Consider the following 12,172-nt stretch of genomic DNA (forward strand, 5'->3'; position numbering starts at 1 on the left):
GAACGGTCAGGCATAGATGCACGGTTAAATTTAGCGGCGAACGGCCAGGCATAGATGCACGGTTAAATTCAGCGCTGAACGGCTGAGCAGCCTGGAAACCGGCGGCGAAAACTCGCCGCCGGCCGGGCTTATGAAGCGGATGACAGGCGTTTAAATTCCGCTTTTGCCTTTTGCAACTGCTGGGTGAAGCCGACATCCGCATGCAGGCGCGCAACGATAGCGCCGCCAAGCAGGCGGGCTGCGTCAACGTCGCTTTGCCAGTGGTAGCCACAAATTACCCGGCTTTGCCCCATTTCATAGCCGCGTTTCAGTATTTCGTTTTGCCTGGCCGGATTAATCTCGGCAAGCACCAGCGCAGTCGCCCAGCCGATAGATGTATGACCAGAAGGATAAGAGCCGTTTTTCATCAGGGCGGCCTCATCATCAGCGCGGCAGAGCGGTTCGTTGTAAAAAGCGAAAGGTCTGATACGCATGTAGTGATTTTTTGCGCTTCGCGTTGCCAGATCGCCCGCATCCTCGCGCATTTTCACTATCAGTCGCTGTATCTCCGGCGTTTTTTTATCAATCTTTAAACCAAATGCCGCTGAAAAAATTTCGGCAACGCCATCACCGCTGATGTGCGCATCTTGCGAGGCCAGCTTACCGCGCGGCGTACTCCTGAGCATTTTTCCCACTCTGTACTGCGCCTTGTCGTTTAAAAATGCGATGCTATCTACAGCAGGAGGTGGAGGTAACAGAGTCAGGCTGTCCGCTGACTGGGATTCCTGTAGGAAGTAGAAGTCAGGCTGTGTCGTAACGTCTACGGCGGCAAACGAAAACTGCACTATAGCCGTCCAGGCAAGCGTAGCCAGTACTATTTTTTTCATTAGATCTTCCTTGTTAATGAGTGATAATGGTAAAGAAAATAACAGAATAAAGCCGGAAAAGTTTATCGCACTAATCACCAGCCCAACTTTACACAGCTCACAAAATAACCATTTCGATGAGTAAACTGCCCTTCCTTCGCTTTATTTGATTCATCGGGTAATCTGGAAATACGGATAAAACTCGCAGCAGCAGTTAGCTGGAGGCTGGAGGCTGGAGGCTGGAGGCTGGAGGCTGGAGGCTGGAGGCTGGAAGTTGGAAGTTGGAAGTTGGAAGCTGGAAGTTGGAAGCTGGAAGCTGGAAGTTGAAAGCTGGAGGCTGGAGGTTGAAAGCTGGAGGCTGGAGGCTGGAGGCTGGAGGCTGGAGGCTGGAGGCTGGGGCTGGCGATGGCGATGGCGATGGCGATGGCGATGGCGATCGTTATTGAAATGCGGTGATACGCAGAGGCAACGTTTATTGGCTGGCGGCTTAAAAGAAACGGGAGTAGCCCGGCTGCCCGGACGTTTTACCACCGCATAAAAAAACCAGGCTCCAGAGAGCCTGGTTTCAGGTTATTAATGATGCACTACGCGGCTTTCCTTAGCCGTTAATCTGCGCGTGCATTTCCTGTACGGAGATAACCTGCTCGGTCGGATCGGCATTCAGCGACATTGCCGTGGCAAAACCACCGTTCAGCGTGGTGTCGTAGTGCACTTTATACTGCAGCGCGCTGCGGCGGATCAGTTTGGAATCCTCAATCGCCTGACGTCCGGCCGTCGTGTTAACAATGTAGGCATATTCACCGTTCTTCAGGCGGTCCTGAATATGCGGACGTCCTTCGTGCACCTTGTTAACCAGACGCGGGTTAATGCCTGCTTCACCCAATACCACAGCCGTGCCGTGCGTTGCATCCAGCTCGAAGCCGAGCTTTTGCAGCTTGGCCGCCAGATCCACAATGCGCTTTTTATCACCTTCGCGGACGGACAGCAGCGCGCGGCCGCTCTTTTTCATGTTGCTTTGTGCGCCCAGCATCGCTTTAGAGAAAGCTTCCGCAAAAGTACGGCCCACGCCCATGACTTCGCCGGTTGAACGCATTTCCGGGCCGAGGATAGGATCAACGCCCTGGAATTTGTTGAACGGCAGTACGACTTCCTTAACCGAATAGTACGGTGGAATAATCTCTTCCGTTACGCCCTGCTCGACCAGCGTTTTGCCCGCCATAACGCGCGCGGCAACTTTCGCCAGCGGCACGCCCGTAGCTTTAGAGACAAACGGCACGGTACGCGCGGCGCGAGGGTTAACCTCAATCAGATAGACTTCGTTATCTTTGACCGCGAACTGCACGTTCATCAGGCCGCGTACGCAAAGCTCGAAGGCCAGCTTTTCGACCTGCTGACGCATCACGTCCTGAATCTCTTTGCTCAGCGTGTAGGCCGGCAGTGAACAAGCGGAGTCACCGGAGTGCACGCCAGCCTGCTCAATGTGTTCCATAATGCCGCCAATCAGCACACGCTCGCCGTCACAGATAGCATCGACGTCGACTTCTACCGCGTCATCCAGGAAGCGATCCAGCAGCACTGGCGCATCGTTAGATACGGAAACGGCGGTCTGGAAATAGCGTTTTAGATCGATTTCGTCATAAACGATTTCCATCGCGCGGCCGCCCAGCACGTAAGAAGGACGCACCACCAGCGGATAGCCGATTGTGGCTGCTTTCTCTACCGCCTGCTCCAGCGCCGTTACCGTGGCGTTGGCAGGCTGCTTCAGGCCCAGGCGATCGACCGCCTGCTGGAAGCGTTCACGGTCTTCCGCACGGTCAATAGCGTCCGGGCTGGTGCCGATAACCGGTACGCCTGCGGCTTCCAGCGCGCGCGCCAGCTTCAGCGGCGTCTGGCCACCGTACTGGACGATCACGCCCTTCGGCTTCTCAATACGCACGATTTCCAGCACGTCTTCCAGCGTAACCGGCTCAAAGTAAAGACGGTCAGAGGTATCGTAATCGGTAGAAACGGTCTCCGGGTTACAGTTAACCATAATGGTTTCGTAACCGTCTTCGCGCAGAGCCAGCGCGGCGTGCACGCAGCAATAGTCGAACTCAATGCCCTGGCCGATACGGTTTGGCCCGCCGCCCAGCACCATGATTTTGTCGCGATCCTGGTTTGGGTTGGCCTCGCACTCTTCTTCATAGGTAGAGTACATATAGGCGGTGTCGGTCGAGAATTCCGCCGCACAGGTATCCACGCGCTTGTAAACCGGGTGCAGGTTGTACTGATGACGCAGCTTGCGCACTTCCGATTCCGCCACGCCAGCCAGCACGGCCAGACGCGCATCGGCAAAACCTTTACGCTTCAGCGTACGCAGGAAATCAGCCGTCAGGCCGTTGATGCCTTCACGGGCAACCTGCTCTTCCAGCCGCACCAGCTCTTCAATCTGCACCAGGAACCAGCGGTCAATATTGGTCAGGTTGAATATACCGTCAACGGACAGGCCCGCACGGAAGGCATCGGCTACGTACCAGATGCGGTCGGAACCGGCATCTTTTAGCTCGCGGCGGATAGTGGTCAACGCTTCCGCATCGTTCAAATCAACTTTTGGATCGAAGCCGTGCGCGCCGACTTCCAGCCCGCGCAGCGCTTTTTGCATAGACTCCTGCAGCGTGCGGCCAATCGCCATGACTTCGCCCACGGATTTCATCTGCGTGGTCAGGCGGTCGTTGGTGCCCGCAAATTTTTCAAAGTTGAAGCGTGGAATTTTGGTCACGACGTAGTCGATGGAAGGCTCAAACGACGCAGGCGTGCGGCCGCCGGTGATGTCGTTCATCAGTTCATCCAGCGTGTAGCCTACGGCCAGCTTGGCGGCAATTTTTGCAATCGGGAAGCCGGTTGCTTTGGACGCCAGCGCGGAAGAACGGGAGACGCGCGGGTTCATCTCGATGATGATTAAACGACCATTCTCCGGGTTAACCGAGAACTGGACGTTAGAACCGCCGGTTTCCACGCCAATTTCACGCAGTACCGCCATCGAGGCGTTACGCATAACCTGATATTCTTTATCGGTCAGCGTCTGCGCTGGTGCTACAGTGATAGAGTCGCCGGTGTGGATACCCATCGGGTCAAAGTTTTCGATGGAGCAGACAATGATGCAGTTATCATTTTTGTCGCGCACCACTTCCATCTCATACTCTTTCCAGCCGATCAGCGATTCATCAATCAGCAGCTCGTTGGTTGGCGACAGATCCAGGCCGCGCTCGCAAATCTCTTCAAATTCTTCGCGGTTATAAGCGATACCGCCGCCGCTACCGCCCATGGTAAAGGAAGGACGGATAATGCACGGAAAGCCAACGTCTTCAGCAACTTTCAGCGCTTCTTCCATCGTGTGGGCAATACCGGAACGTGCGGTTTCCAGACCGATTTTTTTCATTGCCACGTCAAAGCGACGGCGATCTTCCGCTTTATCAATCGCGTCAGCCGTTGCGCCAATCATGGTGACGTTGAACTCTTCCAGCACGCCCTGACGTTCCAGCTCCAGCGCACAGTTCAGCGCGGTCTGGCCGCCCATCGTCGGCAGTACCGCATCCGGACGCTCTTTCTCAATAATTTTGCGTACAACTTCCCAGTGAATAGGCTCGATATAGGTCGCATCGGCCATTTCCGGGTCGGTCATAATGGTTGCCGGGTTGGAGTTAACCAGGATAACGCGGTAACCCTCTTCGCGCAGCGCTTTACAGGCCTGCGCGCCTGAGTAATCGAATTCACAGGCCTGGCCGATAACGATCGGGCCAGCGCCAAGGATCAGGATACTTTTTATGTCGGTACGTTTTGGCATTCTCTCGCTCCTGATTATTTGGTTGAACGGTAAGCTTCAATCAGTTCGATAAAGTGATCGAACAGCGGTGCGGCATCGTGCGGGCCGGGGCTGGCTTCAGGGTGGCCCTGGAAGCTGAACGCCGGTTTATCCGTGCGGTGAATCCCCTGCACCGTATGGTCAAACAGCGAGGTGTGAGTAATACGCAGGTTCGCTGGCAGATTGTTATTATCTACGGCGAATCCGTGGTTCTGAGCGGTGATCATCACGGTATCGTTATCATGATCTTTGACCGGATGGTTGCCGCCGTGGTGGCCCAGCTTCATTTTCACCGTTTTAACGCCGCTCGCCAGCGCCAGCAGCTGATGCCCCAGGCAGATGCCGAACACCGGTACTTCGGTTTCCAGGAAAGTTTTGATAGCAGCAATCGCGTAGTCACAAGGCTCCGGGTCGCCAGGGCCGTTGGAAAGGAAGATACCGTCCGGATTCATCTTCAGCACTTCTTCCGCTGGCGTTTGCGCCGGAACCACGGTCAGGCGGCAGCCACGGTCGACCAGCATGCGCAGGATATTGCGCTTTACGCCATAGTCATAAGCGACCACGTGGAAAGGCAGCTCTTCTTCTTTTTTCGCGGCGGGCAGGCCGTCGAGCGTCCAGCTTCCCTGCGTCCAGCTATAGGTTTCCTGCGTGGTAACTTCTTTTGCCAAATCCATCCCTTTCAGGCCAGGGAAAGCTTTTGCTTTTTGCAGCGCCAGCCCGGCATCCGGCGCGTCGCCCGCGATAATGCAGCCGTTCTGCGCGCCTTTTTCACGTAGCAGGCGGGTCAGCTTGCGCGTATCGATATCGGCAATAGCGACAATATTCAGACGCTTGAGGTAAGCCGACAACCCTTCCTCATTACGGAAGTTGCTGGCAATCAGCGGCAGGTCGCGAATAACCAGCCCCTGCGCATGTACCTGAGCAGACTCTTCGTCAGCGGTATTGGTGCCGACGTTGCCGATATGGGGATAAGTAAGAGTAACGATCTGGCGGGAATAGGAAGGATCAGTGAGGATTTCTTGATAACCGGTCATTGAAGTGTTGAAAACAACTTCTCCTACAGCCGAACCCGTTGCCCCGATGGCCCGACCGTGGAATTGGGTTCCGTCTTCCAGAACCAATAGTGCTGACTTAATCAAAACATCCTCCAGAGAATAAACAGTCACATTATTTGCATATTAATTCAGAATGAGGCTCCAAATCAATGCAAAAACCGCCTGACTGCTCGATTTTTGGCAAATTGCGCGCATTCTAATGATCGCTCCCTGGCTTGTCTACCCTGAGGCGCTATTTTTCATGCTTTTTTGCGTCACTGATAGAGAAACAGGAAGATAGCGACCAAAAACAACAGCTATCCGGCTGATAAAAACGGTTGCCTGGCGAAACTAAGCGATAAATCTGAAAGAAGGCGGTAAAAACCGGACCAAATGGTCAAAAACAGCGTTTCCCAGGACGCTAACAGAGGCAATTCATGTTAAAAAATGGAATTAGAATCATAAGATACAAATAGCACATATTTATGAAAAGGGTGACAATAAACACCCTTAAAATCAAAGAGATGAGTAATTATTTTTTACTAAATCTCATCCAGATTAAGCACGTCACGCATATCGAAGAGACCTTTTTTACGATCGAAAACCCATTCAGACGCTTTAACTGCGCCTTTTGCAAAGGTCATGCGGCTTGAGGCCTTGTGCGTTATCTCTACACGTTCCCCAATATCTGCAAACATTGCCGTGTGCTCGCCAACGATATCGCCAGCACGAACGGTGGCAAAACCAATTGTCTGCGGCTTGCGTTCGCCGGTGTGGCCTTCACGGCTATAGACGGCATGCTCATTAAGATCCCAGTCCATGGCGTCCGCAATGGCCTCACCCATTGCCAGCGCGGTGCCGGAAGGCGCATCAACTTTATGGCGGTGGTGCGCTTCGGTTATTTCGATATCCGCATAGTCGCCCATTACCTGAGCGGCTTTTTCCAGTAGTTTTAGCACCAGATTAACGCCGACGCTAAAGTTGGCGGCAAACACAATAGCAATTTCTTCTGCCGCCGCTTTGATTGCCGCTTTTCCGGCCTCGTCAAACCCCGTGGTACCAATAATCATCGCTTTTTGATGCTGACGGCAGAAAGCCAGATAGTCCAGCGTGCCTTCTGGCCGGGTAAAATCGATCAGCACGTCAAAGTCATCGGCAACCAGCTTATCGCTGATTTTAACCCCCACCTGACCGATGCCTGCCAGCTCACCCGCATCCGTACCCAACAGTGAAGATCCCTCACGCGCCAGCGCAGCGCCCAGGCAGACGCCCTCCGCCTCGTGGGCAGCCTGAATCAGCTGACGCCCCATACGTCCCGGCGCGCCCACGATAGCCAGGCGGATTGGTGCATTATTCATAATAAGTCCCTCAGGTCTGTGCATACAAAACGCAGACAGGTTAACCACGGGTTAACTCCAGCGCCACTATAAAAATGACGGGATTAGAATTTATGCGGCCGATCGGAAAATTATTAAAATCCGTGAGGGGAAAAAGATGGGAAGATTTCAGGCAAATGCGCTGCTATCAAACGGGTAGCAGCGCGCACAACCTTAACAGGCTAGCTTAAAGCAGCGCAGAGTTTGCTATATCTTAAGATGCAACTTCCGGGTTTGCCGTATCTGATTTTGCTGAAGAGTAAGCTATACCTGTCAGAGCAGCAATAGTCATCAGGCCAGTACGCCCTACGACGACGCCCGTATACAGGGCTGCGGCAGTCACACCGACGACAACGGCACCAGCAGCAATAGCACCAGCAACGGCAATGCCAGCCGCACCGATAACACTGACAGCGCCAACAACGCCGACAGCCCCAACCCCCACTACACCGGCAGCAATAGCATTAAAACCCACCACGCAGACAGCCAGGCAGCCTATGGCCACCGCGCCGATTCCCAGACCTATGCCCATGTCATAGAACCCGCCACTTACTTCGTCACATTCGATATTGGTTAATTCTTTCATTTTAACTCCTTTTAAATAATAAAATCCCTGAGGCAGCCATCACCTGAAAAATAGTTCTATTTTGATGGCGAAATATAATTGACGCAAGCAGGAAGCACATCAATTCACTTTACATTAAATTACAAACAAAAAAAATAAAACTCGCTTTACTATCAAGATTAATAAAATATAAATTCTTAAAATAATCAACCTTACTGGAAATAACGCTAATAAAAAACAAACAGGCAGGGAAAATAAAAAAACAGGAAATCCTTTCGAAGAATTAAAGTACAGCGCAATAATATAATCTAAATAAATTCACCTGCGAAAGACGTAACATAACCCAGCTAAATTATGCCTTTTTACTAACAGAGCTGATTTATTGTTAGTCATTCTGTCTGAAGGATGCAGGAGCCTGTTGAATTCCCTTGCTGAACCAGCGCCTTTTTTCGGTAACACTTTTTTGACGCCGGGGCGGATATTTTCCCGGTGCGCCCGTTTCGAAAATAAAATTGACGCGTTTTTTAGCTCTCCCGGCATTGTTAGCATAGCCAGCCGGGAGCTCGCCAATGTTGTTACCTGTGTCCCTCTCTGGCCGACTAAGCCAGGATTTACGGCAGGCGTGGATAGGCATCCGCAATGCTGTCGCCGGTGAAGTTAGCGATCCAGCCTTCCTGATTATCAAAGATGCGAATCGCAGTAAAGTGCGGTGAAGAGCCCATATCAAACCAGTGCGGCGTCCCTGCCGGGACGGAAATTAAATCATTCTTCTCACAAAGGATCTGGTAAATATGGCCATCCAGGTGCAGGCAAAAAAGGCCCGCGCCTTCCACAAAAAAACGCACTTCGTCTTCGCCATGCGTATGCTCGGAAAGAAACTTTTCACGCAGCGTCTGTTTCTGCGGATTGTCCGCACGCATGCTGATAACGTCCCAGCTTTGGTAGCCTTTTTCTGCTACCAGCCGATCGATAGCGTGCTGATAAGCCTTAATAACCGTTTCCGGTTCAGGATTACTGCCCAGATCGCGATCCGCCTGCCAGCGCTCAAACCGGACGTTTTTACTGTTCAGCTTCTGGCGGATCTCTTCAGCATCGCGGCTCTGCCAGACGGGCGTAGCTGCTTCGCTCTCGGTAAAAATAGTCAGTGCGCTCATAGAAACTGCTCCAGGTTAATAGCGTCAAAACGGTTGACCTGACGATGACGACTGCCGTCGTCCGCGGCGTCACGAATAAGCTGGATGGTCTGCCATCCTGCTTCCTGCGCGGCATCCAGCTCCTGATGTATATCCGATAAAAACAGCAGCTCGTGGCCAGCCAGGCCGATATCGGCAGCAATATTCTGGTAGGAAGCCGTTTCGCGTTTGGCCCCCACGCGCGTGTCAAAATAGCCGCTGAATAGCGACGTGATATCACCCTTATCGCTGTAGCCAAATAACAATTTCTGCGCAGCTACTGAGCCAGATGAATAAACGTAAAGCTGAATGCCCTGCCCCTGCCAGGCCTGTAGCGCGGGCAAGACGTCAGGATAGAGATGCCCGGTAAAGCTTCCGTTAAGATAGCCGTCACGCCAGATCATGCCCTGCAAGGCTTTTAGCGACGTAGATTTACGGTCTTCATCCATAAACTGAAACAGTACGGTAATTAAGTCTTCAATGGTGGCCTGTGGCTGGGCGATCTCGTCGCGCAGGTCGTTTAGCGCCGCGGCAACATCTTCCCGGTGCTGGAAAGCAGCGATAAAGGCCGCCAGGTTTTCACGTGCGTAAGGAAAAAGCACGTTATGCACGAAGCGAATATCGCTGGTGGTGCCTTCGATATCGGTGACAATGGCGCGGATCATTTGGCCTCCAGAAGCCGACGTTGTAATTCACACTGGAACAGGAATTCCAGTCCTTCAAGATGGCGACGCGCTTCATTGACGTCACGCCCCCAACAGGTCAGCCCATGCCCGCGCAAGAGAAAAGCGTAGCGCAGCGGCTGAGCGGCAGCAAAGCGTTCAATACGTCCTGCCAGCGCCTCAATATCCTGATCGTTGTCAAACAACGCAACAGAGACGCTATCAAGATGCGAGTTTTGCCCGGCCAGCGTCTTCTGCATTTCATAACCTTGCAGCGTTAATGCGGCGCTCTTCTCAACTCTCGACAACACGGTCGAGTTGACCGTATGGGTATGTAGCACCGCGCCCGCGTCGGGAAACAGCCGATAGATAAGCGTGTGTAATCCCGTCTCGGCAGAAGGTTTGCGGCCGGAAGGAACGTTGTTGTTGGCAATCTCAACCTGAATAAAGTCATCGCGGGTTAGCGCGCCTTTATCTTTACCGGACTCGCTAAGCAGGCAAAACTTATCATCCTGGCGCACCGACATATTGCCGCCTGTGGCGGGAGCCCAACCTTTCGCACCAATCCAGTGGCAGGCCGCCACTAACTGCTCTAACTGCGACGTTGTCATAGCCTTCCTTTTTAGCCGTTTAGCGCGGCATAGCGTTAGCGTTTAGACGTCTAAGCGTCTTGATTGCCAAATACTAGCACTGACGGTATAGTGGCGGCAACGGTCTGATACCTCACAAATAACGTTCCGCAAGGGTGACTGATAATGAGCCAGATGTCGATTTCGCCCGAGAGCAAGCTTCCTGCTCTTGGCACCACCATTTTTACGCAGATGAGCGCGCTGGCGCAGCAGCATAACGCCATTAACCTTTCCCAGGGCTTTCCGGATTTCGACGGGCCAGACTACCTGAAGGCGCGGCTGGCGCATCACGTGAACGCCGGGGCCAATCAGTACGCACCAATGACCGGCGTACAGCCGCTGCGCGAGGCAATCGCGGCTAAAACAGCGGAGCTATATGGACATCGTCCAGATGCCAACAGCGAAATTACGGTAACGGCAGGCGCGACCGAAGCGCTCTATGCTGCCATTACCGCGCTGGTTCGCCCGGGCGATGAGGTTATCTGTTTCGATCCCAGCTACGACAGCTATGCGCCAGCCGTGACGCTGGCTGGCGGCGTAATGAAGCGCATCGCCCTGCAGCCGCCAGCATTTTCCGTCGACTGGCAGGAATTTGCCGCGCTGCTTTCTGCGCGTACCCGCTTAGTGATTCTGAATACGCCGCACAACCCTTCCGCAACCGTCTGGCAAAAAAGCGACTTTGCCGCGCTGTGGCAGGCGATAAAAGCGCAGGAAATTTATGTGCTGAGCGACGAAGTTTATGAGCACATCTGTTTTGCAAAGGAAGGCCATGCCAGCGTGCTGGCGCATCCACAGCTGCGTGAGCGCGCGATCGCCGTCTCATCCTTTGGCAAAACCTTCCACATGACCGGCTGGAAGGTAGGTTACTGCGTCGCGCCAGCGGCACTGACGGCGGAAGTGCGCAAAGTTCATCAGTACCTTACCTTTGCCGTTAACACGCCTGCCCAACTGGCGCTGGCCGATATGCTGAATGCCGAGCCGCAGCACTATCGCGAGCTGCCTGCTTTTTACCAGGCGCGCCGCGATCGTTTCATCCAGGCGCTGGCGAAAAGCCGACTGAAAATTTTGCCGTGTGAAGGCACCTATTTTTTGCTGGCCGACTACAGCGCTATTTCTGAGCTGGACGACGTTGCCTTCTGCCAGTGGCTGACCAAAGAGGCTGGCGTGGCGGCAATCCCGCTATCGGTTTTCTGCGCCGGGCCATTTCCTCATAAACTGATCCGCCTGTGCTTTGCCAAGCAGGAAGCCACGCTGGATGCGGCAGCGGAGCGCCTGTGTCAACTCTGAACCTGAGCCTGTTACAGCAGCCGCTGGTCTGGATGGATGGCGAAGCTAACCTGCGTTTTTTTGACGGGCTGCTGGCAACCTTGACGGGGCGGGATCTTATCGTGCTGCCAGAAATGTTCACGACCGGCTTTGCTATGGAAGCGGCAAAAAGCTCGCTGCCGGAAGGGCGCGTGATTGCGTGGCTACGGGAAAAAGCGGCTGCCGCCGACGCTATGATTGGCGGCAGCGTGGCGATGCAAACCGATAGCGGCGCGGTTAACCGTTTTCTGCTGGTTGAACCGGACGGTACCGTGCATCGCTACGACAAACGCCATCTGTTTCGGATGGCCGATGAACATCATCACTATCTGGCGGGCGATCGGCGGGAAATTATCCTCTTCCGCGGCTGGCGCGTTCTGCCGCAGATCTGTTATGACCTGCGCTTTCCGGTGTTTTCGCGCAATCGCAACGACTACGATCTGGCGCTTTACGTCGCTAACTGGCCGGAAGCGCGCGCCGCGCACTGGCAGGCGCTGCTGCTGGCGCGAGCAATTGAAAACCAGGCTTATGTTGCCGGCTGCAATCGGGTTGGCACGGATGCCAACGGCCATCGCTACAGCGGCGACAGCCGAATTATCAGCCCGCAAGGTGAAGTTCTGGCGGCTGGCGAACCGCATCAGCCCGCCGTACTTGATGCAGAATTGTCGTTGACGGCGCTACAGCAGTATCGGGAACGTTTTCCGGCGTGGCGCGATGCGGATGATTTTCGCTTTTAGCAGCTA

10 protein-coding genes are annotated in these 12,172 nt (G+C 53.8%); 2 read left to right on the forward strand and 8 right to left on the reverse strand.

Going from position 1 to position 12,172, the window contains the following annotated elements; genetic code table 11:
- Nucleotides 1–128: 128 nt before the first annotated feature.
- The 8 genes from ACMGGR_RS17520 to ACMGGR_RS17555 form a co-directional block, all read right to left on the reverse strand.
- Nucleotides 129–866, reverse strand: a complete 738-nt coding sequence (locus ACMGGR_RS17520; protein ID WP_414147450.1) for an acid phosphatase — start codon at nucleotides 864–866, stop codon at nucleotides 129–131.
- A gap of 577 nt (nucleotides 867–1,443) precedes the next feature.
- The gene (gene carB, locus ACMGGR_RS17525) at nucleotides 1,444–4,668 is read right to left on the reverse strand and encodes a carbamoyl-phosphate synthase large subunit (RefSeq protein ID WP_246758123.1); all 3,225 of its coding nucleotides are present in this window, start codon (nucleotides 4,666–4,668) and stop codon (nucleotides 1,444–1,446) included.
- 14 nt (nucleotides 4,669–4,682) lie between these two features.
- A complete protein-coding gene (carA, locus tag ACMGGR_RS17530) occupies nucleotides 4,683–5,825 on the reverse strand; it encodes a glutamine-hydrolyzing carbamoyl-phosphate synthase small subunit (RefSeq protein WP_414147451.1) in 1,143 nt (380 codons plus the stop codon).
- Nucleotides 5,826–6,262: 437 nt separating this feature from the next.
- Nucleotides 6,263–7,078, reverse strand: a complete 816-nt coding sequence (gene dapB / locus ACMGGR_RS17535; protein ID WP_414147452.1) for a 4-hydroxy-tetrahydrodipicolinate reductase — start codon at nucleotides 7,076–7,078, stop codon at nucleotides 6,263–6,265.
- A 232-nt stretch (nucleotides 7,079–7,310) separates the two neighbouring features.
- Nucleotides 7,311–7,682 (reverse strand): hypothetical protein, encoded by a 372-nt coding sequence (locus ACMGGR_RS17540; RefSeq protein WP_414147453.1) that lies wholly within the window; start codon nucleotides 7,680–7,682, stop codon nucleotides 7,311–7,313.
- Between the two features lie 590 nt (nucleotides 7,683–8,272).
- Nucleotides 8,273–8,815 carry a 1,2-dihydroxy-3-keto-5-methylthiopentene dioxygenase gene (locus ACMGGR_RS17545; RefSeq protein ID WP_246758117.1) on the reverse strand — a complete coding sequence of 181 codons (543 nt, stop codon included), beginning with the start codon at nucleotides 8,813–8,815 and terminating at the stop codon, nucleotides 8,273–8,275.
- Nucleotides 8,812–9,498, reverse strand: a complete 687-nt coding sequence (mtnC, locus tag ACMGGR_RS17550; protein WP_246758116.1) for an acireductone synthase — start codon at nucleotides 9,496–9,498, stop codon at nucleotides 8,812–8,814. Before mtnC ends, ACMGGR_RS17545 begins: the two co-directional genes overlap by 4 nt.
- Complete coding sequence (locus tag ACMGGR_RS17555; protein ID WP_414147454.1) at nucleotides 9,495–10,106, reverse strand: methylthioribulose 1-phosphate dehydratase; 612 nt, start codon at nucleotides 10,104–10,106, stop codon at nucleotides 9,495–9,497. The genes mtnC and ACMGGR_RS17555 overlap by 4 nt, the downstream gene beginning before the upstream one ends.
- Nucleotides 10,107–10,250: 144 nt before the next feature.
- Here ACMGGR_RS17555 and ACMGGR_RS17560 point away from each other — a divergent pair, with 144 nt between their 5' ends.
- Nucleotides 10,251–11,411: a pyridoxal phosphate-dependent aminotransferase gene (locus ACMGGR_RS17560; protein WP_414147455.1), complete on the forward strand. Its 1,161-nt coding sequence runs from the start codon at nucleotides 10,251–10,253 to the stop codon at nucleotides 11,409–11,411.
- Nucleotides 11,399–12,166, forward strand: coding sequence for an amidohydrolase (locus ACMGGR_RS17565; protein ID WP_246758113.1), 768 nt, complete (start codon nucleotides 11,399–11,401; stop codon nucleotides 12,164–12,166). Before ACMGGR_RS17560 ends, ACMGGR_RS17565 begins: the two co-directional genes overlap by 13 nt.
- The last annotated feature ends 6 nt before the right edge of the window (nucleotides 12,167–12,172 follow it).

Source organism: Erwinia sp. BNK-24-b (assembly GCF_047456155.1).
Lineage (GTDB): Bacteria > Pseudomonadota > Gammaproteobacteria > Enterobacterales > Enterobacteriaceae > Erwinia > Erwinia phyllosphaerae.